Annotated in this window: 23 protein-coding genes; 15 read left to right on the top strand and 8 right to left on the bottom strand. The window is 71.2% G+C overall.

Going from position 1 to position 21,591, the window contains the following annotated elements; genetic code table 11:
• Positions 1-5 precede the first annotated feature (5 nt).
• The 6 genes from IEZ27_RS41825 to IEZ27_RS41800 all read left to right on the top strand — a co-directional run bounded on the left by IEZ27_RS41825 (position 6) and on the right by IEZ27_RS41800 (position 7,531).
• Positions 6-1,133 carry a sensor histidine kinase gene (locus tag IEZ27_RS41825; RefSeq protein WP_229824814.1) on the top strand — a complete coding sequence of 376 codons (1,128 nt, stop codon included), beginning with the start codon at positions 6-8 and terminating at the stop codon, positions 1,131-1,133.
• A 19-nt stretch (positions 1,134-1,152) separates the two neighbouring features.
• On the top strand, positions 1,153-1,827 hold the full coding sequence (locus IEZ27_RS41820; RefSeq protein WP_189652333.1) for a response regulator transcription factor: 675 nt from the start codon (positions 1,153-1,155) through the stop codon (positions 1,825-1,827).
• Positions 1,828-1,954: 127 nt separating this feature from the next.
• Positions 1,955-2,488, top strand: coding sequence for a hypothetical protein (locus IEZ27_RS41815; RefSeq protein WP_125647694.1), 534 nt, complete (start codon positions 1,955-1,957; stop codon positions 2,486-2,488).
• A 27-nt stretch (positions 2,489-2,515) separates the two neighbouring features.
• On the top strand, positions 2,516-3,535 hold the full coding sequence (locus tag IEZ27_RS41810) for a hypothetical protein (protein ID WP_189652332.1): 1,020 nt from the start codon (positions 2,516-2,518) through the stop codon (positions 3,533-3,535).
• A 23-nt stretch (positions 3,536-3,558) separates the two neighbouring features.
• Positions 3,559-4,893 carry a Dyp-type peroxidase gene (locus IEZ27_RS41805; RefSeq protein ID WP_189652331.1) on the top strand — a complete coding sequence of 445 codons (1,335 nt, stop codon included), beginning with the start codon at positions 3,559-3,561 and terminating at the stop codon, positions 4,891-4,893.
• Positions 4,894-5,170: 277 nt separating this feature from the next.
• A complete protein-coding gene (locus tag IEZ27_RS41800) occupies positions 5,171-7,531 on the top strand; it encodes a DUF7507 domain-containing protein (RefSeq protein WP_189652330.1) in 2,361 nt (786 codons plus the stop codon).
• Positions 7,532-7,614: 83 nt separating this feature from the next.
• Here the strand turns inward: IEZ27_RS41800 and IEZ27_RS41795 are convergent, their stop codons facing one another.
• On the bottom strand, positions 7,615-8,817 hold the full coding sequence (locus tag IEZ27_RS41795) for an erythromycin esterase family protein (RefSeq protein WP_189652329.1): 1,203 nt from the start codon (positions 8,815-8,817) through the stop codon (positions 7,615-7,617).
• 153 nt (positions 8,818-8,970) lie between these two features.
• Between IEZ27_RS41795 and IEZ27_RS41790 the strand changes: the two genes are divergently transcribed.
• Positions 8,971-9,435, top strand: a complete 465-nt coding sequence (locus IEZ27_RS41790; RefSeq protein ID WP_189652328.1) for a DNA-binding protein — start codon at positions 8,971-8,973, stop codon at positions 9,433-9,435.
• Here IEZ27_RS41790 and IEZ27_RS41785 read toward each other — a convergent pair.
• The 5 genes from IEZ27_RS41785 to IEZ27_RS41765 are packed head-to-tail and all read right to left on the bottom strand — an operon-like array spanning position 9,400 to position 14,167.
• Entirely contained in the window at positions 9,400-10,449 is a 1,050-nt protein-coding gene (locus IEZ27_RS41785; protein ID WP_189652327.1) for a VWA domain-containing protein, read from the bottom strand. The genes IEZ27_RS41790 and IEZ27_RS41785 overlap by 36 nt on opposite strands.
• Complete coding sequence (locus IEZ27_RS41780; RefSeq protein WP_229824813.1) at positions 10,450-11,424, bottom strand: VWA domain-containing protein; 975 nt, start codon at positions 11,422-11,424, stop codon at positions 10,450-10,452. It abuts the gene before it with no gap.
• Positions 11,421-12,305, bottom strand: a complete 885-nt coding sequence (locus IEZ27_RS41775) for a DUF58 domain-containing protein (RefSeq protein ID WP_189652326.1) — start codon at positions 12,303-12,305, stop codon at positions 11,421-11,423. Before IEZ27_RS41775 ends, IEZ27_RS41780 begins: the two co-directional genes overlap by 4 nt.
• Positions 12,306-12,311: 6 nt before the next feature.
• On the bottom strand, positions 12,312-13,295 hold the full coding sequence (locus IEZ27_RS41770; protein ID WP_189652325.1) for an AAA family ATPase: 984 nt from the start codon (positions 13,293-13,295) through the stop codon (positions 12,312-12,314).
• Between the two features lie 56 nt (positions 13,296-13,351).
• Entirely contained in the window at positions 13,352-14,167 is an 816-nt protein-coding gene (locus IEZ27_RS41765) for a S1C family serine protease (protein ID WP_189652324.1), read from the bottom strand.
• Positions 14,168-14,340: 173 nt separating this feature from the next.
• Here IEZ27_RS41765 and IEZ27_RS41760 point away from each other — a divergent pair, with 173 nt between their 5' ends.
• From IEZ27_RS41760 to IEZ27_RS41750, 3 genes are read left to right on the top strand one after another with little or no spacing between them, the layout of a single operon-like run.
• On the top strand, positions 14,341-14,622 hold the full coding sequence (locus IEZ27_RS41760) for a hypothetical protein (protein ID WP_189652323.1): 282 nt from the start codon (positions 14,341-14,343) through the stop codon (positions 14,620-14,622).
• Between the two features lie 20 nt (positions 14,623-14,642).
• Positions 14,643-15,455 carry an alpha/beta fold hydrolase gene (locus IEZ27_RS41755; protein ID WP_189652322.1) on the top strand — a complete coding sequence of 271 codons (813 nt, stop codon included), beginning with the start codon at positions 14,643-14,645 and terminating at the stop codon, positions 15,453-15,455.
• Complete coding sequence (locus IEZ27_RS41750) at positions 15,455-15,970, top strand: DUF4760 domain-containing protein (RefSeq protein WP_189652321.1); 516 nt, start codon at positions 15,455-15,457, stop codon at positions 15,968-15,970. The genes IEZ27_RS41755 and IEZ27_RS41750 overlap by 1 nt, the downstream gene beginning before the upstream one ends.
• Before the next feature lie 9 nt (positions 15,971-15,979).
• Here IEZ27_RS41750 and IEZ27_RS41745 read toward each other — a convergent pair whose 3' ends face one another.
• A complete protein-coding gene (locus IEZ27_RS41745) occupies positions 15,980-16,294 on the bottom strand; it encodes a hypothetical protein (protein WP_189652320.1) in 315 nt (104 codons plus the stop codon).
• A 183-nt stretch (positions 16,295-16,477) separates the two neighbouring features.
• Positions 16,478-16,744, bottom strand: coding sequence for a hypothetical protein (locus IEZ27_RS41740; RefSeq protein WP_189652319.1), 267 nt, complete (start codon positions 16,742-16,744; stop codon positions 16,478-16,480).
• A 540-nt stretch (positions 16,745-17,284) separates the two neighbouring features.
• Between IEZ27_RS41740 and IEZ27_RS41735 the strand changes: the two genes are divergently transcribed.
• From IEZ27_RS41735 to IEZ27_RS41715, 5 genes are all read left to right on the top strand, one after another.
• Positions 17,285-18,409 (top strand): hypothetical protein, encoded by a 1,125-nt coding sequence (locus IEZ27_RS41735; RefSeq protein WP_189652318.1) that lies wholly within the window; start codon positions 17,285-17,287, stop codon positions 18,407-18,409.
• A 71-nt stretch (positions 18,410-18,480) separates the two neighbouring features.
• Positions 18,481-19,089 carry a hypothetical protein gene (locus tag IEZ27_RS41730; protein ID WP_189652317.1) on the top strand — a complete coding sequence of 203 codons (609 nt, stop codon included), beginning with the start codon at positions 18,481-18,483 and terminating at the stop codon, positions 19,087-19,089.
• Positions 19,086-19,283, top strand: a complete 198-nt coding sequence (locus IEZ27_RS41725; RefSeq protein ID WP_189652316.1) for a hypothetical protein — start codon at positions 19,086-19,088, stop codon at positions 19,281-19,283. Before IEZ27_RS41730 ends, IEZ27_RS41725 begins: the two co-directional genes overlap by 4 nt.
• Positions 19,264-20,268 (top strand): phosphotransferase enzyme family protein, encoded by a 1,005-nt coding sequence (locus IEZ27_RS41720; RefSeq protein WP_189652315.1) that lies wholly within the window; start codon positions 19,264-19,266, stop codon positions 20,266-20,268. Before IEZ27_RS41725 ends, IEZ27_RS41720 begins: the two co-directional genes overlap by 20 nt.
• Positions 20,269-20,381: 113 nt before the next feature.
• Positions 20,382-21,590 carry a PP2C family protein-serine/threonine phosphatase gene (locus tag IEZ27_RS41715; RefSeq protein WP_189652314.1) on the top strand — a complete coding sequence of 403 codons (1,209 nt, stop codon included), beginning with the start codon at positions 20,382-20,384 and terminating at the stop codon, positions 21,588-21,590.
• Position 21,591: the final 1 nt, after the last annotated feature.

Genomic DNA, 21,591 nt, shown 5'->3' with positions numbered 1-21,591 from the left:
TACGTATGCGTGACCGTGCGTTCTCCGGCTCGGTCTACCTGCTGGGCACGCTGGCCACCGCCGTGGTGACGGCGTTCGCGTTGCCGGTGCTGCTCGCGCCGCCGGTCGCGCAGGGCTGGGCGGCCTGGCACCGCCGGCGGGCCGGTCGGCTGCTCGGCGTCGCGGCCGAAGGGCGGCCGGGCGGGCGGCGGGATCTCGGCTGGGCGCTCGCGCACGTCGCCGTCGGGTTCCCGCTCGGGCTGGCCGCCCTGCTCTGCCTGGGCAACATCGTGGTCGCCGCGGTGGCGATGACCTTGTGGTGGGCGTTTCCCTCCGACGCGCGTCCCACGCTGTTCTCGTTCCTCGACGTCCCCGTGGACGACTGGGTGACCGCGCTGGCCGGGGGTTCCGTCCAGATCGCCGTCCTCGGTGCGGTGGCCTGGTGGGTGCTCCCGATGCCGGCTCGCCTCCACGCGCGGTTGTGCCTGGCGGTGCTCACGCCGTCGGCCCGCGAGCGGCTCACCGAGCGGGTCGACGTACTGACCAGGAGCCGGGTCGGCGTGGTCGACGCCCATGGCGCGGAGCTCCGGCGGATCGAACGCGATCTGCACGACGGTACGCAGGCACGCCTGGTGACCATCGCCATGCACCTGGGCCTGGCCCGCGAGTCGCTCGCCGACGACCCGGACACGGTCGCGGCGCTGCTCGACCAGGCGCACGAGACGACCGAGGAGGCGATGGCCGAGCTGCGCACGGTGCTCCAGACGATCTACCCGCCGATCCTCGCCGACCGCGGGCTCGACGGCGCGCTGACGACGCTGGCCGCCCGGTCGGGCGTGCCGGTCCGCATCGAGCTCGCCGGGCTGGGCGCGCTCCCGGCAACCGTGGAGACGGTGGCCTACTACGTGATCGCCGAGGCGCTGACGAACGTGACCAAGCACGCCGCCGCCACCCGGGCGGCCCTCCGGATCGAACGTGCCGGCGACGTACTGACCATCGAGGTCACCGACGACGGCAAGGGCGGCGCCGACGAGACGCGCGGCACCGGGATCCCCGGGATACGCCGCCGGGTCGCCGCCCTCGACGGCGTCGTCCGGCTCGACAGCCCGCCGGGCGGGCCCACCACGCTCGCCGTCCGGATGCCGTGCGCATGATGATCGTCCAGGAGGTCCCGTGCGGGTCGTGATCGCCGAGGACAACGTCCTGCTGGCCAATGGCCTGAAGTTGCTGCTGGCGGCGAAGGGCTGCGACGTCGCGGCGGTGGTCGGCGACGGCGAGGCGTTCCTCCTCGCCGTCGCCGAGCATCGGCCCGACATCGCCGTCGTCGACGTACGGCTGCCGCCGACGTTCCGCGACGAGGGGATCCACGCCGCGCTGCGGGCCCGCCGCGAGCACGGCGCGCTGCCGGTCCTGGTGCTCTCCCAGTACGTCGAGCGCGAGTACGCCGGCGAGCTGCTCTCCGACGGCCGCGGCGGCATCGGCTACCTGCTCAAGGACCGCATCGGCCGGGTCGCCGAGTTCGTCGACGCCCTGCGCCGCGTCGCGGCCGGCGGCACCGCCATGGACCCCGAAGTGGTCGCCAAGCTGCTCGCCCGCCGCGCCGACGACCCCCTGGACACCCTCACCGCCCGCGAACGGGAGTCGCTCGCGCTCATGGCGGAGGGCCACGACAACGCCACCATCGCCGAACGGATGCGCATCTCCGACAACGCCGTCCACAAGCACATCGGCAACATCTTCGCCAAGCTCGGCCTGGCCCCGGACGACGCCGGCCACCGCCGCGTCCGCGCGGTGCTCGCCTACCTGGACGGCACACCCGGACCGGGCATCCGCGACACCGGAAGGTAACGCATCGTCAAGATCTCATCTACGGATTGTGACGGGCGACTTGCCGCACAAAGCTCCATCGTGGGAGGATCGTCACACAGAGGATGATTTCCCCTTTCCCCCGGAGCAGAGCCACGGAGGGATCGGCATGGAGATCAAGCCGCAGGCGGCCGTCTTCCCCAAGGAGACCAGCCACCTGGAACAGGGCAAGTACGGCCCCGTCTACCCGCGCAGCCCGGCCTGCTACGGGTTCACGATCATCGCGAAGGTCAAACCCGGCCGGGCCGACGCGATCCGCGGCTACGGCCACACGCTGGCCAAGGCGCTGGAGGACGACCCGGACCTGCTCGCGCCCCTGAAGCTGCACTACCTGCGCTGGGTGCTCTTCGACGACGACACGCGCTTCATGTACCAGGGGATCTTCGACACCGACTTCGACAAGTACACCGAGGACGCCATCGCCCTGTTCACCCGGGCGGGGGTGAACACGGCCTTCGAGAACCTTGAGGGCTTTCCCGAGGACTGGAAGACCAACCCGGACGCCTTCGTCAGGTTCGTCCGTGAACACCACTGCCCGAGCTTCATCGAGTACGGCGAGTATCCGTACGTCACGGCCGACGAGGTCAAGAAGGCACTGCGGATCAAGAGCGCGTTGTCGGAGATGCTCGACCAGTTGCAGTGACGTCCACCGGTGTCTCTTGGAGATGAGATGAGCGAGTCCGCCACCGCGCGCACCTACAACCAGAACCACGTACCGCGCCCGTACCGCGCCGGTCGGCGCCGGATGAGCATTTACGTGGCGTGGAGTTTCCCGGCCGAGGCGGGCCGGGACGTGACCGTACTGGACAACCGGTTCTCCACGATGACCGAGATACGCCGGGTCCTGTGGCCGGCGTACGAGGATCCGCAGTGGGCGGATCCGCTGCGTTTCCAGCAGGGCATCGCGGGCGGGCTGGAACTGTTCTTCTGGGGCTGGCGCCCTTTCCAGCAGTTCGTCGAGGAGACCACCGGCTATCAGGTGCCCGTGTACCAGCGTGTCGACCAGGCGGGTTTCCACACGCCGCTGGACGAACGCGTACTGGCCGACACCGACACCCTGTTCGTCTGGGGCCTGGATCACATGATCACCGGGCAGGACGCGACCCCCGCGGAGATCGAGGCGCTGCGCGACTTCCTCCGCCGGGAGGGAACCTGCCTGGCCCTCGGGCCGCACCACGACGTCGGCGCGTCGGACGATCTGACGGTGCGCGACTTGGAGTACCACCACCACGGCGACGCGCTGGTGCCGCGCCAGCAGCGTTTCGGACGGTACACCCGGTCGCTGATGGCGGGCCTGGGCGTACCGGTCGAGAACCGCTACGGCCTGCGCCCCGCGGTGGTGGACGGCAACAGGAGCGCCCCGCTGTCCATCGCCGCGGACCTGGACACCAAGGGCTGGCTGCGGGGCGTGACCCGCTTCAACTTCCACATGCACCTGCCGCACTACGCCGTGACCACCGACGATCCGGACGTCGTCCAGGTGCTCGGCAGGCAGTCGATCGACATGTCCAGGCCGCCGAACCCGTTCACCGAGGCGGGGAACACCGAGTTCGACATGTTCCTGTGGATGCCGCCCGCCGGCGACCGGGCCGGCGACGTGATCCTGGCCGACAGCACGATCTTCAGCTCGCTGTTCGGCGTCGACGAGAGCCTGCGCACTTTCTGGCGCAACCTCGTCGAGATGACGTGAACGCGGGCGGGGAGGCCGTTCCGATGAGCGAGCAGACGCGGTCCACGCTCGAACTGCACGACATCCAGCGTGGCGTCCTCAGCCCCCGGCCGACGCCGTACGCGGCGACCTACATCCTGTTCCGCATCGACGACCGCGAGCAGGGACGGGAGCTGATGCGGCGGGCGAGCGCGGTGGTGACCTCGGCCGCCGACACGGTGAGCCCGCTGGGCGAGACCTGGGTCAGCATCGCGCTCACCTACCACGGCCTGCGGGCACTCGGCGTTCCTCAGGAGTCGCTGGACACCTTCGCCTGGGAGTTCCGGCAGGGGATGGCCGCACGGGCCACGGCGCTGGGGGACGTCGGCGAGAGTGGCCCCGAGCACTGGGAGGCGCCGCTCGGCACGTCCGGCGTCCATGTGGTCCTGGTGGCGCTCGCGCCCGACAGTGCGCTGCTGGAGGCCGCGGTCGATCGTGCCCGACCCGCCTACGAAGCCCTGCCGGGCGTGACGGCCGTCTGGCGGCAGAACTGCCACGCGCTGCCCACCGAGACCGAGCCCTTCGGCTACCGCGACGGCATCAGCCATCCCGCCGTCGAAGGCAGCGGCACCGCCGGTTCCAACCCGTTGGAGACGCCGCTCAAGGCGGGCGAGTTCGTGCTCGGCTACCGCGACGAACTCGGCGGCATCCAGTCCACGCGGCCCGAGGTGCTCGGCCGCAACGGCTCCTACGTGGTCTTCCGCAAGCTCCACCAGCGCGTGGCCCTGTTCCGGCAGTACCTGAAGGACAACTCCACCGGCCCCGAGGACGAGGAACTGCTGGCCGCGAAGATCATGGGACGCTGGCGCAGCGGCGCGCCGCTGGCGCTCAGCCCGCTGCGCGACGACCCCACCCTCGGGGCCGACCGCACCCGCAACAACACCTTTCTGTACGAACGGGACGACTCCGCCGGCTTCACCACCCCCTGCGGGTGCCACATCCGCCGGGGCAATCCTCGTGACGCCTCGGTCGCCGGAGAGCCGCGGCTGCACCGCATGATCCGGCGCGGGACGGCGTACGGCCCGCCGCTGCCCGAAGGCGTCCTGGAGGACGACGGGGCCGACCGAGGGCTGATGTTCACCTTCGTCGGGGCCCATCTCGGGCGGCAGTTCGAGTTCGTCCAGTCGCAATGGATGAACGACGGCGTATTCTTCGGCGCGGGCGACGCCAGGGACCCCGTCGTCGGCGCCGCCGACGGTTCCGGCGACTTCACGATCCCCCGGCGTCCCGTACGGCGGCGCCTGGCCGGGCTGCCGCGTTTCGTCGTCACCCGCGGCGGCGAGTACTGCTTCATGCCGGGGCTGACCGCGCTGCGCCGGCTGGGTGAGCTCACCGGCTGACCTGGTCTCTTACTCACGCAGCGTGACCGTCTTCATCATGCGAAATGCCGGGCCGGATGCACGACTTTCCCTCGAAAGAGCGGAATGATCGAGGAAACCGGTATGCCCGTAAAGAGAATGGTCACATTCGTGGCTGATCGTTTGCTATGTCGGTCGGGCTCTTCACAAGTGCGCATAGCTACGTTCTGTAATCGTGAAGATACGCTCTGGCTTGTCGGGGCCGGTGACCAGAACACCTGGCCCCAAACGACGTGCAGCCATATCCAGCATGCTCCTGATGAGCGCGATGGCAGTCGCGCTCCAGCCCGCGCAGCCGGCGGCCGCGCAACCGGTGCCGATCGTCGATGAGGATTTCACCGGGGCCACCGCGATCCCGCAGTTCATCGGCGTGGGGTCGGCCTGTCTGACAGGTGCTCCCGCAGCCCCGCCGCCCGGTCCGGGCAACCATCCTCTCGGCGGATGCCCGGCGGACGCCGCGGGTCCCGTGCCGCCGACCGGAGGAGCCCCGTTCGGCTACCTCCAGCTGACCAGCGCCGATCTGGACCAGACGGCCGCCGCACTGTACAACGAGGCGATCCCGGCCGAGCAGGGCGTGGACGTCACCTTCGACCAGTGGCAGTACGGCAGCGACACGCTGGTGCCCGCTGACGGCATCTCCTTCTTCCTCATCAACGGCGAGGCCACGCTGAACCGCCCCGGCGCGTTCGGCGGCAGTCTCGGGTACGCGCAGAAGCTGCCCGACGACAACCCGGCCAACGAGTTCGAGCCCGGGGTCGACCAGGGCTACCTCGGCGTCGGCCTGGACGTCCTCGGCAACTACTTCGGGGACTGGGAGCAGCGCGGGCGTACCTGCGCGCAGCGTTCGCCGGCCGGTACGGCGTTCCGGATCCCGGCTCCGGGTCCCAACATGGTGACCCTGCGCGGGCCCGGCAACGGTACGGCGGGCTACTGCTTCCTGACCGCCACCACCGACAACTTCACCACCACCGGGCCGTGGCCCTCGACGTTGCCGGGCGAGCTCCAGGGCCCGACCATGTCGGTGCCGGACGACCCGGAGGAGGCGCAGGAGGTCCTTGAGGAGTCGCGCCGCAGGGTCAACGTGCGGATCTCGCCGGCGCCGAACCCCGTGGTCACGGTGTCGATCGACTTCAACGACGGCAACGGCATGCAGCAGGTGCTGACCACGCCCGCGCCGACGCCGGTTCCCGCGACGTACAAGTTCGGGTTCGCCGCGTCCACCGGTCTGTTCAACGACGTCCACCTGGTTCGCAACGTGGTCGTCCGCCCGGTGGTCGAACGGCCGGAGCTGAACCTCACCAAGCGCGTGGCCGAGGGCGCCGACCTTCCGGACCGGGTCCCGGTGGGCACCGAGGTGCCCTACGAGTACGTGGTGACCAACACCGGCAACATCAACATCACCGACCTGGCGATCGAGGACGACGTGGTCGAGGAGGTGATCTGCCCGCGTAGCACCTTGGACGTCGGGGACCGGATCATCTGCCGCGGCACGTACACGGTCACCGAGGAGGACGCCGAGCGCGGCTTCGTCACCAACACCGCCGTCGCCACGGGCATGGCGGACTCGAACGAGGTGACCTCGCCGCCGTCGGAGGTGACCATCGAGGTCTCGGACGAGCGCGCGACGCTCGACCTGGACAAGACCGTCGACGACTCCCGGATCTACATGCCCGGCGACACGGTCACCTACCGCTATGTCGTGACGAACAACTCGGGCCAGACCCTGACCGATCTCCGGATCGACGACAACCTGGTGGAGAACGTCGTCTGCGAGAGCACGACGCTGGAGCCGGGCCGGTCCACGACCTGCACGGGCACCTACACCGTCACCGAGGAGGACGCCGAGCGCGGCACGGTGCTCAACATCGCCGTGGCGAGGGGCAGGAGGGACTCGACCGAGGTCTCGTCGCCGCAGTCGGAGGCCATCATCCGCGTGGAGAACGAGCGCGGCATGCTCGAACTGGAGAAGAGCGTCGACGACTCCCGGGTGTACCGGCCCGGGGACAGGGTGACCTACCGCTACGACGTCAGGAACAACTCGAACGAGACGGCGGACAACCTCCGGATCAACGACAACCGCGTGCGGAACATCGTCTGCGAGACCACGACCCTGGAGCCGGGCCAGTCCACGACCTGTACGGGCACCTTCATCGTGCCGTCGCGTACGGGTGGGAAGCCGGACTGCCACCGGGGCTGCCGCTTCACCATCACCAACACCGCCGTGGCGAAGGCAGGAAACCTGACCTCCAACCCGGCGAGGGCCACGATCCGCGTGGTGCAGAAGCCGCACGACATCTGCCCGCCCGGGAAGAACAGGCACCACTGCCGTCCGGGGAAGAAGCCGCACCACCCGGGCCACGGTCACGACCACGGCTTCAAGCCCGACCACGGCTTCAAGCATGACCATGGGTTCAAGCCCGACCACGGGTTCAAGCCCGACCACAGCTTCAAGCCCGACCGCGGCTGGGAGCCCGACCGCGGCTGGGAGCCCGAGGAGCAGATCAGGCAGGAAATGGATCAGCCCTCCTACGAGACGCGCGAGCCTGAGCGCGACTACGAGATGGACGACCCGTACGCGGGGATGGACGACATGGAAATGGCGTGGGACTCCTCCCGTTAGGCCGTTCCTTCAGCAGTTCACGTCCACCTGATGGCCCTTCCCTTCTCGGGAGGGGCCATCTTGCTGTCCCGGCACGTCGGTGCTCAGCCCCAGGGGCCGACCTCCTTGAGGAAGACGATCCCGTCGATCCCGGCGAGCTGGTCCGGGTCCAGCGGGAAATAGGCGAAGTCGTGGGAGACCCGCTTGGCGGGCGCGGCACCGGACCCGGCGCCGGACTCGGCGACGGCCCCAGCGACGGACTCGGCCAGGCGGCGGGCGTCGACGACGGAGTGTTCCCACGGGAGCGTGGACAGGATGCCCTCGACGGTGTCCGGGGGCGGCGTGGCGCCCGCGGCCGTGCCGAAGGCGGAGGCCAGGAAGGCGTACCGGTCGCCGAGGCGGGTGGCGGTGATCGCGCCCGCGCTCCACCACTCCAGCCGCTGCTCGCCGAGCGGCATGACGCTCTTGGCACGCTGCAGGTGGAGGTTGGCGGAGAAGACCAGGGCCTGGCCGTGCTCGGCGACGGCCTGGAGGTTGGCCGCCATCATGGCGTCCCGCAGGGCCGACAGCCGGGTCCAGCGTTCCGGGGAGTCGTCGGCCATCCAGTGGTGGTAGCGGAGCAGGCCGACGGCGGTGCGCGCGTACAGTTCGGCCCGTTCCCTGTCCCGTGCGCCCAACTGCGGTGTCTGCGTGTCGAGCAGCGCCGCCAGGTCGTCGGCGATCACCCGCAGCCGCTGGGCCTCGGCGGACCGGCCGATCGACCGGGACGGGTCCATGGCCGCGGCCTCGTCGGCCCACCGGTCGTCCTGGCCCAGGAGCGTGTCGAGGGTCTCCCTGGTCACCACGGTGTCGCGGAGCGGGCCGCCGAGGAGGGCGTGCAGGCCGGTGAGCGCCTGGCGCGGGCTCGCCGCCCAATACTCCAGGGGGCCGTCGAACCCGAAGAACCGGATCTTCTCCTCGTGCTCCTCGTTGTACGCGCGCATCCAGCGTACGAGCTCGCGGTTGGCCGGGGAGGCGCCGAAGTTGTGGCTGAAGCCGCGTTCCATGACGTCGTCGAGGGTGCCCGTGCCGGTCGTGACGTACTCGTCCACGACGAGGCCCATGAGGCAGTCGCTCTCGATGGCGAAGGCCCGGTAGCCCTCGTGCTCGACCAGGTGCCGGAAGATCTCGTTGCGCAGCTCGCCCAGCTCCCCCACGAAGTGCCTGGCCTCGCCGAGGCCGAGCAGCAGCGGTCGTACGGGAAGCGACCGCAGGAAGTCCGAGATGCCCGCGCCGTCGAGTGGCCAGGCGATTTCCTTGATGTCCATTCCTTCAACGCTATCGTTGAACTTTCGGTGTAAACCTGAAGGCGAAACCATCCTGATAGAGACGGAAAACCTTCAAACGGAGACTCAAGGCTTGAACAGTCTGTTCAAAACGTCGCGTTGACATCAGACCGTTCCGCAAGGCATCGTGGGCTCATGTCCACGAGTGCTGACGATCACCCCTTCTCGCCGCCGGACCCCGAGCAGGCGCGTGTCCGGCGCGTCCACGCGTCCCTGTTCCGGATCGCCGAGCGGCACGCGGCCACCGACGAGCAGCGCGCCCGGCAGGCCCACCCGTCCGCGATCGGCCCGCACGAGGCCGTACGGCTCGTGTCGTTCCTGCTCAGCGGGGCCGCGACGCCGCACGACGGCGAGCCCGAGGTGGACCACGCCGACATCACCGCGGCGTTGAGTCTCGTCCCGCTGGTCCGCGGGGAGCTGGACGCCCTGGAGGCCGGGCTGCTGCGGATGGCCCGGGGACGCGGCATGACCTGGCAGGAGATCGCCTTCGGGCTGGGGCTCGGCACCGCGCAGGCCGCCCGCCAGCGCTGCGAACGCCTCGCCGACCGCACCGACCCCGACGACTCAGGTACGGGGGCGGTTCCACCAGAGGGACAGTGACAGGGCCGTGACGACGAGGAGCGCGCCGCCCCCGGCGAAGGCGGCGGCCGTGTCCACCCGCTGGCGGATGACGGTGAAGGAGCCCGGCAGGGCGTTGAGGGCGGTCTGGAGCTGGCCGGCGTTCTCGGCGCGGTGGTAGGAGCCGCCCGTCGTCCGGGCGATCTCCTTCAGGGTGGGCTCGTCGATGACACGGGGGTTGCGGCCCCTGTCGAAGCCGCCGCGTCCGCCGAACCCGCCGCCCCACGCGCTGAAGCCGCGGCCGTCGAACTGCGAGTTGTCGCAGACCATCGGGACCGGGTTCGTGGTGCCGAAGCCGATGGTGAAGACCCGTACGCGGCGCAGCGCCGCCTCCTGGGCGGCCGTGAGCGGGTCGACTCCCTGGGTGTTGGCGCCGTCGGTGAGCACGACGATCGCCGCGCCGGCGTATCCCCGGTCCGCGGCGGTGGGGGTGGCGCCGGTGGCGGCCACCGACGGGTCGATCTCGGCGATCGCGTCGATCGAGGTGAGCATGGCCTGCCCGATCGCGGTGCCGCGGTCGACGGTGAGGTTGTCCAGCGCCTCGATCAGCGCGTCGGTGTCGTCGGTGGGCGGTACGAGCAGGCCCGCGGTGCCGGCGAAGGTGACCAGGCCGATGCGCGGGCCGCCGCGCTGCGACTCGATGAAGTCGGCGGCGGCCTTCCTGGCGGCGGTGAGGCGGTTGGGATCGACGTCCGTGGAGCACATGGAGCCGGACGTGTCCAGCGCGAGCAGGATCGTCGCCGACCTCATCGGCACCGGCACCGACGCCTGCGGCCGGGCGGCCCCGACCGCGAGCAGCGCCAGCCCGGCGACGAAGAGCGCCACGGGGATCCGCCGCGTCCAGCGTGTACGTCCGGGAAGCGCGGCCCGTACGAGCGCGATCGAGGTGACGCGGACGGCGGCCCGCCGGCGGCGGCGACGCGCCCACCAGCGGACCGCGAAGATCAACGGGATGATCAGGGCGGACAGCAGCGCCCACGGCCATGACAACGACATTCAGATCACCCGTCCGGACCGCAGTACGGTGAGCGCCGCTCCGGCCCCGAGCAGCGCGAGGGCCAGCCCGATCAGCCCGCCGGCGAGCGGCAGCGGCTCGTCGGAGACCGTGAGCCGCAGGTCGATCGTGCCGGCGACGCCGTCGAGCCGGGCGGCGTCGGAGGCGGGATGGTAGGCGCCGCCGGTGGCCCGCGCGATCGCGGTGAGCGTGTCCGGCTCCAGCGAGGTCTGCAGGTGGTAGCCGTCCACCTGCACGGTCGCCCCGGCCTCGGTGCCGACCCCGACGGTGTGGATGTGCACGCCCGCCTTCTGGGCCACGGCGGCGGCCTGCTCGACGTCGCCGCCCCGGTTCTGCCCGTCGGAGAACATCACGATCGTCGCCGACGGCCAGTAGCCGATGTCGGGCGCGGCGCCGTCACGGCCGATGACCACCTGCTTGCCGGTGATCGCCGTCAGCGAGGCCGTGATGGCCGTCCCGAGCGAGGTGCCGCCGGTGATCCTCAGCCGGTCGATGGCCCTGAGCGCGACGGAGTGGTCGGCGTCGGGCCGCGCGGTGGTGAGCGCACCCCGTTCGAACGCGACGACCCCGATGTCCACGCTGTCGGGCTGCGCCGCCACGAACGCGCGGGCCGCCCGCTGCGCGGCGGCCAGCCGGGTGGGCGCGACGTCGTCGGCGCCCATGCTGTTGGAGACGTCCACGGCGAGGATGACCGTGCCCGCCGTCCGCGGGACCGGCACCATGGCCGCGGGCCCCGCGGCGGCGATCGCGAGCACGCCGACGCCCGCGACCGTCAGGCCGGTCCCGAGGTACGCCCCCCGCCCGCGCGCCAGGACGACCCCCGCCGCGACCAGCGCGGACCTCCGGCGGCGCGCCGAGACGACGGCCGCCCAGGCGAGCGCGGCCGTGACGAGCAGCCCGGCGGCCAGCAGCAGCGGGGACGACATAGTCAGGCGGTCGCCGATGATCTCGGTCATGGCGACCGGTCCCGGGTCCGGGCGACGACCTCGACGAGCGTCTCGGCCAGGTCGCGGTCGGTGCCGACCCGGTGGACGGGCACCCCGGCCCGCCGCATGCCCGCCGCGAGCCGGGTGTCGCGGGCGTCCACGGCCTCCCGGAAACGCACCCTGAGCAGCGGGTCGGTGGAGTCGACGACGAGCTGCTCGCCGGTCTCGGCGTCCTCGACCACGATCAGCCCGGCCTCGGGCAGCGCGTCGTCGGCCGGGTCCACGACGCGCAGGGCGACGACCTCGTGCCGCCGGGCCAGGCGCTGGAGCGAGCGTTCCCAGTCGCCGTCGCCGATGAAGTCCGACAACACGATGACGAGCGCCCGGCGGCGCGCGAGCCGTCCGGCGGCCTCCAGCATCTCCGCCAGGTCCGTGGTGGCGCCGGGACGCGCCGCCGCGGTGCGTTCCAGCTCGGCGCCGATCCGCAGCGCGTGCCGCCGGGAGGTGCCGGGCGGCACGACGCGCAACATCCCGGTGTCGAACAGCAGCGCGCCGACGCGGTTGCCGCCGCGCCCGAACAGCCGGGCCAGGACGAGCGCCAGCTCGGCCAGTACGTCGTGCTTGCCGCGCCCCGGCCGGCCGGCCAGCATCGACGCCGACCGGTCGAGCACCAGCCACACCGTCAGCTCGCGGTCCTCGGTGAACACACGCAGGTGGGGCTCGTCCAGCCGGGCGGTGACGTTCCAGTCGATGTGCCGGGCGTCGTCGCCCTCGGTGTAGGGGCGCAGGCCGGTGAAGTCGATGCCGGCGCCGCGGTGGGCCGTACGGTGGGCGCCCTGGAGGCGGCCGTCCAGCCGGCGGACGACCTTCCACTCCAGGCGGAGCAGGAGTTTCTCGGGGGCGGTGGCCATGTCTCCTCAGCGGTTCCGCAGGACGACGTCGGGCGCCCGGACGGCCCCGAGCACCCTCGTGATGATCGTGTCGGCGTCGACGTCGTCCGCCAGGGCCTCGTAGGACAACACCAGGCGGTGGCGCAGCACGTCGAGCGCGAGCTCGGACAGGTCGTGCGGCAGGACGTACTCGCGGCCGCGCAGGAACGCCAGCGCGCGGGCGCCCGTGACGAGCGCGATGGACGCGCGCGGGCTCGCCCCGTACGTGACGTACCGTTCCAGCTCGCCGAGGCCGGCCGTGCCCGGGGAACGGGTCACGGCGACCAGGCGTACGGCGTAGTCGACGACCGCCGGGTCGACGTACACCTGCCGGGCTCGGGCCCGCATCGCGACCAGGTCGTCCGTCGTCACCGTGGGCTGCGGCGGCTCCGGCGGGCGCAGCGCCCGTTCGACGATCGCCTGCTCCTCGCTCTGCGTCGGGTAGTCGACGACCACCTTCATCATGAACCGGTCCACCTGCGCCTCGGGAAGCGGGTACGTGCCCTCCGACTCGATCGGGTTCTCCGTCGCCATGACCAGGAACGGCTCCGGCACCTTGAACGTCTCCCGGCCGATCGTCACCTGGTGCTCCTGCATCACCTCCAGCAGCGCGCTCTGCACCTTGGCGGGGGCACGGTTGATCTCGTCGGCCAGCAGCAGGTTCGCGAACACCGGGCCGAGTTCCGTCCTGAACTCGCCTGACTGCTGGTGGTAGACCCGCGTGCCCACGAGGTCGGCGGGCACCAGGTCGGGGGTGAACTGGACTCGCTGGAAGCTTCCGTCGATCGCGGCGGCCAGTGAGCGCACCGCGAGCGTCTTGGCCAGGCCCGGCACGCCCTCCACCAGCAGGTGACCATCGGCGACCAGCGCCACGGCCATGCGCTCCAGCAGCACGTCCTGGCCGACGATCGTCCGTTTGACCTCGAACAGGACCTGTTCGAGCGGGTGAGCGGGGGGCTCGGTCGAGGTCATGACGTCCCTTCTCTCGGCGCTTCGGTCAGGTGGTACGACCGCGGTCACTTCCGCGGTCAGAGCTGGGGTCCGTCGCCTGGTGGGCCGTCGCCGTCGTCGCCGCCCAGGGCCGCGCCGATCGGCACCGCGAAAGCGATCCCGGCGAACGCCTCGTCGCCTCCCGGGTCGGCGATCGAGACCACGATCCCGACGACGAGCCCGCGCGCGTCCAGCAGGGGCCCGCCGGAACTGCCCGGATTCACGGAGGCGTCGAACTGGATCAGCCCGTTCAGGTCGCCGTCCTTGGCGGTACGGTCGGCGCGGCGGTTCAGGCCCGACACGACGCCGGTGGAGACGCTGTAGGTCAGGCCCAGCGGGTTGCCGATCGCCACGACGGGCGCCCCGACGGCCACGGCCCCGCCGAGCGTCGCCGGGACGACGATCTCCGGCAGCTTCACCGGTTTGAGGGTGGCGACGTCACGCTTGGGGTTCGACGCCGTGACGACGGCCTTCGCCCTGGTCCCGTCCGCGAACGTGAGGTCGATGTCCTTCGTGCTCTTGACGACGTGGTGCGCGGTCAGGATCGTCCCGTCCTCGGCCGCGATCACTCCCGTGCCGAGCGACTTCCCGGCCTGGATGACCACCACCGACGGCCCGACCCGCTTGAACACGTCCGGCACGGTGAGCGTCGCGCTGGGCGTCGGCGTCGGGCTCGGCCCGGCCGCGGGTAATTCGCCGCCCCTGCCGCCGCCCAGCCAGTACGCCAGCACCGCCACGACGACCAGCACCCCACCCCCGGCGACAACGCGCCGAGCCTTCCCGGCCACGACCCGCCGAGGCCCCTGAGCCCCTTGAGCCTCGGCCGTACCGTCGTCCTGCGGCACGCCGTCCATGCCTCCCATATTCAGGAATCACACCGAAAACCGCCATAAAACGCGCCTAAGAACTCTCTGAGAACCCGCCCACCCCCGCATTGGCCGCTTCCGGACGCCGGCCGGCAGGTCCGTCATGACGGGGGCCGGGTACGGGTGGAGGCGTCCGCACCTCCCATGGGAAGAGGTACGTCGTGAACTCCCTGCTCAAGCGCACGGTCACCGTCGTCGCGTCCGCCGTCCTGGCGACCTCGGCCTTCGTCGCTCCGGCCATGGCCATGGACGCCAACTACACCTGCTCCAGCGGATCGCGCATCCTCATCTCCGACCTGGTCGGCTACGTCATCGTGGCGAGCGGATGCACCGGATCGGGCACCGACACCTACGGGACGATCACCATCCCGTCCGGCAGCTACTTCTGCCAGAGGGTGACGTACAGCCCGGCGATCAGCTTCGTCAACGGGCAACGCTGCTGAGACCCGCCGGGACGACTGCGATGCCGGACATCGACGCGAAACCGCCTCCACGCCTGGCCGCGACCGAACGAGAACCTCCCGGAGCCGCCGACCGGCCGCCGCTGGTGTTGCTGCACGGACTGGGATGCGAACGCGGCCAGTTCGTCCGGCAGTGGGAGGGGCTGCGGCCGGAGTTGCGGCTGCTCGGTCTCGACCTGCCCGGCCACGGCGGCTCTCCGGGGCTGGAGAGCGGGACGTACTCGGTCCGGGCCATGGCGGACGCGGTCGCGGCCGACCTGGACGCGCGGGGCCTGCGAGGGGTCGTCCTCGGCGGTCACAGCGCCGGCGGCCTCATCGCGACGCTGGTCGCCGTGACCCGGCCCGCGCTCGTCTCCGGCGTCCTGGTGCTGGACAGCAACTTCGCGCTCACCGCCGCCGACAGGCGGGTGAACGAGGTACGGGCGCACGAGTCCGAGTCGGGCGACTGGCGGGGCCACTTCCTGGCCGCGATGAGCGACGCCTGGGGTCCGGGAGGTGCGGGCGGCGACGGGCGCGCGGAGGTCTTCCGGTCGCTGGAACACACCCCCGAGCAGGTCGTACGGCCGCTGTGGCACGACATCCTGCGCTTCGACCCCACGGACCTGTGCAGGCGGTGCCCGGTGCCGATGCTCTACGTACGCAGCCGGCGGGACACCGACCTGGCGGTCCTGCGTTCGCTGAACCCGTTGATCTCCGTGGTCGACCTGAGACCGCGCTGCCGGGGGCACTGGCCGCAGTTGCAGTGTCCCGACGTGGTCAACGACCTGATCCACACCTTCCTGACCGAGCTGACCGAGCTGACCGAGGACGCCTGATGGACCTCTCAGTGCTGATCAATGTCGGGGCCGTGATCGTCTCCATCTCGGCGGTGGTGGCCTCGTCGCGCATCGCCCGCCACCAGTTCAGGGCGCAGCGGCACGGGAACCACGTCGAGCCGCTGATCGACCTGCTCAAGGAGTTCAGATCGCTGGAGTTCCACCGCAGCTACGCCTTCATCCGCGACGAGCTGCCGAAGCTGCCCAGCGACAAGGGGATCTCGGGCCTGGACGACGACGTCCAGCGGAAGATCTACGACATCGGCTACTTCTTCCAGCTCTACGCGATCCTGGCCCACCTCGACATCATCGACAGGCGGTTCGTGAGCACCCTGCTGCACCGCCGGTACGTCGAGACGTGGCGCTCGTTGAGGCCGTTCGTGCACAAGGAACGCGAGCTCCAGGGCCTGCCCGAAGGGACGATACTCAACATCCTGGAGCACTTCGCCGCCGACCTGCTCGCCCGTCCGCCGGCGAACATGCGCACGCTGCTCGCCCAGGGCCGGCGCCGCTGACGCCGGGGGTCAGGAATCGTCCGTCTCCAGCAGGCGGTCGAGCCTGATGGCCAGGTCGAGGGTCTCGCAGCGGAGGAGGTCGAGCCGCCGGCTGATCCTCGACCGGACCGCGTCGACGTGCTCGTCGGACTCGTCGCCCAGGCCGAGCAGTTCGTCGGTCAGGGCCGTCACGCCCTGGCTCACCGCGGTCCGGAACTCGGTGACGTCGGCCCGCGCCTCGGCGATGCCGAGCGCCGCCTCCGAGCAGTCGGCGCCGCCGCACAGCGTCGCCTCCAGAGCCTGGATCCGGAGCTTGATGTCCAGGATCTCCGCCTCTACATCCACTTACCCCTACCTTTGCCGGCAGTCGGTAGGGAGCCGGCCCGGAAGGGGGAGGGTGAACCGGGTCCCACTTGTTGTAAGCACATAGTGGCTACCCGTGTATACCCGAGACGACCGCCGGCAGGCAATGGGCGCCGGGCCCGGCCTGAGGCGCGGTGACGGCTCAGGCCGGGCCTCGCGCCGGGGTCAGTACACGATCGGGTTCGGGTCGTACGCCGGCGCCTCCTGCGGGCAGCCGGCGGCCGGCTCCTTGCAGCAGCGCGGCCGGTTGGACGTGAAGTGGTCGTTCATGTGTCGTCGCAGGGCTGCCAGCTCATCGCCGAGCGCGGCGAAGTCCTGTCTCATCTCCGCTCGGATGTCGGCGATGTCGGCCTGCATCTGGCTGATTCCGGCGGTCGTCGCCGTGACGTCGCCACCGGCACGCTCGCCTGCCTTGAGCCTCCGCAGACGCAACAGCAACCTGAGGATCTGTGTTTCTAGGTCCACATATTCCTGCCTTCGCGCAGCTTGAAAGGGTCCCCGCACCGGACGCGGAAGCGGGCGCCCCACGGATGAGAAAACGGTGACACACGGCCCGCCCACCTGGGAATGATCTTGATCGCGCCGGGTGGTGTTCCTTTACACCGGCGCCCAAGTTTCTTCTCTGTCGGCGGATATTGGCCACCGAAAGTGACGGGCCGAAACAGGTCCAGACAGGAGGAACGAGGGTGGAGGAGACGGCGTCCGTGGCCGTGCGTCACGTACGAGCCGACGCCACCGGCCCGGCGCCGAACTTGAATCCCCTCAAAGGAGCCATGTCCCGAAATAGGGCCACTCCTGCGCTCAACGACCCGTCACCTGTTCGCCTTCCGGAAAAATCTTCTGGCGCATTTCCCGGCAAATCCGCAGATCAGGGACCGAGAACAATGCGAAACGCCCTCCACGACAACGCCCGATCAAGCATCCTGAGCATGTCATCACGCTCCCCCACACCCCCCGTTTTAAGGAGCCTCCGTGACCCGGTTCGCCGTCGACCACACCCGCCACGCGCTCATCGCCACTTGGGGTACGGGGATCGGCGACATCGCCACCACCGTGGCGGAGCAAGTGCCGTCGAGTCCGGACGTCCTCCGTCTGGCCACGAGCCTCACGGAGCTGTCGCACGCCTGCTGGCGCTGCTACACCCACCCGTCCAGCGCCGCCGACCAGCACGGGCCGAACAGCGTCGGCTGGCAGCGTCAGGCCGAGCGCGACGCCTTCGCGGCGGTCATCCCGGCCCTGATGGCGCCCATCCGGCCGGCCAACGGCGCGCTCACCCTCTACTCCACCCGGGTCGAGGAGGTCGCCCACCGCGTGGGCCGTACCCTGCACACGATCAACCAGGCCCGGCTGGCCTCCTGCGTCGCCACCGACGTCACCGCCGAGCTGGCCGCCATCGAGAACGCCGAGCTCGGCGATCTGGCCGCCCGCGCCCAGCAGGCCGTCATGCTCAGCCGCGAGGACGCCTCGCCCCTTCAGGTCGCCCAGGCCGACAGCCTGCTGCACCAGCATCCGTTCGGCACCGAGTCGCTGTTCACGAAGATCGACCCGACCGCCGCCGCGATCGCGGCGGCCCACTGGCTCTACGCCGCCACGACCGTCAGCGCCCGGCACACCGGCCTGCACCCCATGCAGACCATCTCCGAGGTCGACAACATCAAGGCCCCGGCCCAGGAGAGCCTGACCGAGGTCATCTCCGCGATGGGCGGCGGCGCCTCGCCCCGCCACGCGGTCATGCCGATGATCCGCAACGCGCTCCACGTCGCCGAGGGCCACCTCTACGGCGTCACCGAGGCCAAGAACCGCATCGGCGTGGCCGAGGAGCTGATCGCCCAGGCCCGCACGGACCATCCCGAACTCGGCCTCGGGCCCAGCACCGTCTACCTGCCCATCACCCCGCTCAACCCCGCCCGTCCCGCCCTCGACCTGCTGGAGAACCTGCTCTACGGCATCCGCAGTTGCTGGCTGACGTTCGCGCAGCACGCCGACGCCCCGGCCCGCCGCGAACCCAACCGCCCGCGACGCTCCCACCGCCACACGGAGGTCTTCCTCTCCGAGGTCAGGAAGAGGGCCGCCCTCGACCGCTCCCAGCTGCTGTAACGGACGCGCGTCCGTCCCGCCGCCGAGCACGGCGAGCCGGGGCGAGACCGGCCGTCGCGCTAACATCGAGCATGTCCGAGAAAACCGGGGCACAACCCCCGTTACCGGCGCTCACCCAGACCCTGGTCGGCCCGCCCGGCAGGGTGCTGCTTCCGCTGGTCGCCGTGGTGGGGCTGATCGTGCTGCATCACACGAGCATGCCTGGCGGGGGGCCGGTCATGCTCCTGCTCGCGGGTCTCGCGCTCGCCGTCGGCGTCGGAGTCGTCTGGATCGCTCGGTTCGTGGTGACGCTGCTGCGTTCGGACGGACGTTCCGGGCTGCGTCGTCACTGGGTCCGCTGGGTGGCCGCGCCGCTGATGGGCGTGATCGTGGGCGCGCTGGTGTACACCGGGGCGCCGTTCGGTGTCCGGTTCGCGCTGTCGGAGGCGGGGCTGGAGGAGTTCGCCCGTACGGTCGCGGCGGAGGGCGGGCCCGCCCGGTACGACGACCGATGGGTGGGCCTGTACCCCCTGACGGCGATCGGGCGGATGGAGGGCGGGGCACGCTTCCTGGTGAGCGACACCGGCCTGCTCGACCAGTACGGCTTCGCGTGGAGCCCCGGTGGCCGGCCGCCGGAGGAGTCCCACACGGCGTACACGCACCTCGAAGGCCCCTGGTACGTATGGGAGAGCCAGTTTTGAGGCTTCCGGGGTCGGTGGGCGGATGGGTGTTCACGGTCGTCGCGCTGCTGGGCCTGCTCGTCTTCGCGGGTGGGGGCGTCCTCTGGCTGATGCTGGTGGTCGCCGCGCAGGCGGCCATGATCGTGGCGGTGACGAAGGCGTACCAGGACGCGGCGCGGTGGCAGGAGCCCGGGGATGGCGGCGAGCGGGGATGAGCTGATCCCGTACGTGCGGGAGGCGTTCGGGTGGGACGGGCACGTCACGATCTCGCCGGGGCCGCGCGGCGCGCTGGGGCAGATCTGGCGGGTGGAGGCCGGTCCGGCGCGGTACGCGCTCAAGGAGATCTTCGCCGAGCCGCCGTCCGAGGCGCTGCTGGAGGCGGAGCTGGCGTTCGCGCGTCGGGCGGCCGAGGCCGGGGTGCGGCTGCCGGGCAACCGGGCCGACCGTCACGGGCGGCACCTGATCACCGCACCCACCGGGGTGTGGTTGCGGCTGTACGACTGGGTCGACCTGCGGCCGGTCGAGCTGTCCGCGCCCGGCACACCGTACGAACTGGGGACGTTGCTCGCGCGCCTGCACACGTGCGCCCCGGCGGCGGCGCGCGAGCCGGACGGCGGCCCGCCCGCCTCCTGGTACGACCGCCTCGCCGACGGACCCGACTGGGACGCGGTGACCGGCACCGGCGCGGCGTGGGACGGCCGGCTCGCCGAAGTGCTGGACCGGCTGCCCGAGCTGTCGGCGGCGGTCACGCCGGCCGATCCGGGCGAGCTGATCGTCTGCCATCGCGACCTGCACCCGGAGAACGTGCTGACCGGCCCCGGCGGCGACCTGATGGTCGTCGACTGGGACAACCTCGGCCCGGCCGCGCCCGGACGGGAGCTGGCACGGGCGCTGTTCGACTGGTTCTGCGACGGCCCCGACCCGGACCTCGGCGCGATGCGAGCCATGTACGAGGCGTACGTGCGCGCGGGCGGCCCGGGGCGGGTGCGGCGGATGGCGGACTTCTCGATGCTGGTCGCGTCCCGGCTCAACTTCCTGCTGGTCCAGGCGCGGGTGGCGGTCGACGCGGGGGCCGAGCGGCGGCATCGGGACTGGGCCGAGCGGGAGATCGACGAGACGTTGCGCATCACGCCGACGCCACGGCTGCTCGCCGACGTGCTGGAGCGCGTCCGGGAGTGGAGCGAGCCCGGCCCGTCCTGAGGCGCCCGGCAGCGGGCTGATTACCGACGAGGTGTCGGCAAGGGCGATCAGGGCAGGAATCGGGCACTCGATCTGGGCAGGTTCCGGGGCAGACCTGTGAGAAGGGGGCGCCGATGCGGAGTGACGGCGAGCTGATGCTGGGCGGCATGCTGGCCGCCAACCACCTGACCGCGATGGAGGACCTGCCGCAGGTGGTCGCCGAGCACGCCGCGCTGGCGGGCTTCTCCGACACCGTCATCTATGTCACCGACCTGCAGCAACACCTGCTGATCCCGATCCCGGAGCAGCGGGACGTCGCGGGCGAGCTGCTGGTGCCGCTGCGGATCGACGGCACGCTGGCCGGTCTCGCCTTCCGCAACGCGCAGGTCGTCCAGGCGCCGACCGGGCCCGACGGCACGGTCAGACGGTTGTGGCTGCCGCTCCTCGACGGCACCGAGCGGGTCGGCGTGCTCGGGGTGACGGTGGTGGCGAGCGGCGAGGTCGCGGAGTGGCGGGCCAAGCAGCTCGCGTCGCTGATCGCGGTGCTGCTGATCAGCAAGCGCCCGCACAGCGACTCCTACGCGCGGCTGGTCCGCGCCCGGCCGATGACCCTGTCGGCCGAGGTGCTGGTGCCGCTGCTGCCGCCCGGGACGTTCGCCGACGACAAGGTGGTGGTCAGCGCCGTGCTCGAACCGGCGTACGCGGTGGGTGGCGACGCCTTCGACTACGCCGTCGACGGCGGGAAGCTGCACGTGTCCGTCTTCGACTCGATGGGCCACGACACCTCCGCCGGGCTGACGGCCACCATCGCCGTCGGGGCGGCCCGGAACAACCGGCGGCAGGGCGCCGATCTCGCCCTCACCGGCGAGGCGATCGACGCGGCCATCGCCGAGCAGTTCACCGGCCGGTTCGCCACCGGCATCCTGGCCACCCTCGACGTGGGCACCGGCTGGCTGCACTGGGTGAACCGGGGCCATCACCCGCCGCTGGTCATCCGCGCGGGCCAGCAGGTCGCCACGCTGTCCGGCGAACCGGACCCGCCGATGGGCTTCGGGCTGCGGCCGAACACCGGAGAGCTGCGTTACCAGCTCCAGCCCGGCGACCGGCTGCTGTTCTACACCGACGGGATCATCGAGGCGCAGAGCCCGGACGGGGAGCTGTTCGGGCTGGAGCGCTTCATCGACTTCATCATCCGGCACGAGGCCGACGGCCTGTCGGCGCCCGAGACGCTGCGGCGGCTGATCCAGGCCATCCTGGAGCACCAGCACGGGCAGCTCCAGGACGACGCCACCGTGCTCATGGTGGAGTGGCGCAGCAGCAGGCATCAGCGGCTCGTGATGTGAG

This window comes from Nonomuraea spiralis, assembly GCF_014648435.1.
Lineage (GTDB): Bacteria > Actinomycetota > Actinomycetes > Streptosporangiales > Streptosporangiaceae > Nonomuraea > Nonomuraea spiralis.
The sequence above is the reverse complement of the archived record's forward strand: the minus strand, read 5'-3'. Positions and strand labels throughout refer to the sequence as shown.

Excerpts from the sequence above, each read along its gene's own strand:
- IEZ27_RS41790 (WP_189652328.1), top strand. The coding sequence starts at position 8,971 with ATGTCCACGAGTGCTGACGATCACCCCTTCTCGCCGCCGGACCCCGAG.
- IEZ27_RS41755 (WP_189652322.1), top strand. The coding sequence starts at position 14,643 with ATGCCGGACATCGACGCGAAACCGCCTCCACGCCTGGCCGCGACCGAA.
- IEZ27_RS41770 (WP_189652325.1), bottom strand. The coding sequence starts at position 13,295 with ATGACCTCGACCGAGCCCCCCGCTCACCCGCTCGAACAGGTCCTGTTC.
- IEZ27_RS41720 (WP_189652315.1), top strand. The coding sequence starts at position 19,264 with ATGGCGGCGAGCGGGGATGAGCTGATCCCGTACGTGCGGGAGGCGTTC.
- IEZ27_RS41795 (WP_189652329.1), bottom strand. The coding sequence starts at position 8,817 with ATGGACATCAAGGAAATCGCCTGGCCACTCGACGGCGCGGGCATCTCG.
- IEZ27_RS41825 (WP_229824814.1), top strand. The coding sequence starts at position 6 with ATGCGTGACCGTGCGTTCTCCGGCTCGGTCTACCTGCTGGGCACGCTG.
- IEZ27_RS41750 (WP_189652321.1), top strand. The coding sequence starts at position 15,455 with ATGGACCTCTCAGTGCTGATCAATGTCGGGGCCGTGATCGTCTCCATC.
- IEZ27_RS41715 (WP_189652314.1), top strand. The coding sequence starts at position 20,382 with ATGCGGAGTGACGGCGAGCTGATGCTGGGCGGCATGCTGGCCGCCAAC.
- IEZ27_RS41765 (WP_189652324.1), bottom strand. The coding sequence starts at position 14,167 with ATGGACGGCGTGCCGCAGGACGACGGTACGGCCGAGGCTCAAGGGGCT.
- IEZ27_RS41815 (WP_125647694.1), top strand. The coding sequence starts at position 1,955 with ATGGAGATCAAGCCGCAGGCGGCCGTCTTCCCCAAGGAGACCAGCCAC.
- IEZ27_RS41780 (WP_229824813.1), bottom strand. The coding sequence starts at position 11,424 with ATGACCGAGATCATCGGCGACCGCCTGACTATGTCGTCCCCGCTGCTG.
- IEZ27_RS41810 (WP_189652332.1), top strand. The coding sequence starts at position 2,516 with ATGAGCGAGTCCGCCACCGCGCGCACCTACAACCAGAACCACGTACCG.
- IEZ27_RS41800 (WP_189652330.1), top strand. The coding sequence starts at position 5,171 with ATGAGCGCGATGGCAGTCGCGCTCCAGCCCGCGCAGCCGGCGGCCGCG.
- IEZ27_RS41730 (WP_189652317.1), top strand. The coding sequence starts at position 18,481 with ATGTCCGAGAAAACCGGGGCACAACCCCCGTTACCGGCGCTCACCCAG.
- IEZ27_RS41785 (WP_189652327.1), bottom strand. The coding sequence starts at position 10,449 with ATGTCGTTGTCATGGCCGTGGGCGCTGCTGTCCGCCCTGATCATCCCG.
- IEZ27_RS41805 (WP_189652331.1), top strand. The coding sequence starts at position 3,559 with ATGAGCGAGCAGACGCGGTCCACGCTCGAACTGCACGACATCCAGCGT.
- IEZ27_RS41775 (WP_189652326.1), bottom strand. The coding sequence starts at position 12,305 with ATGGCCACCGCCCCCGAGAAACTCCTGCTCCGCCTGGAGTGGAAGGTC.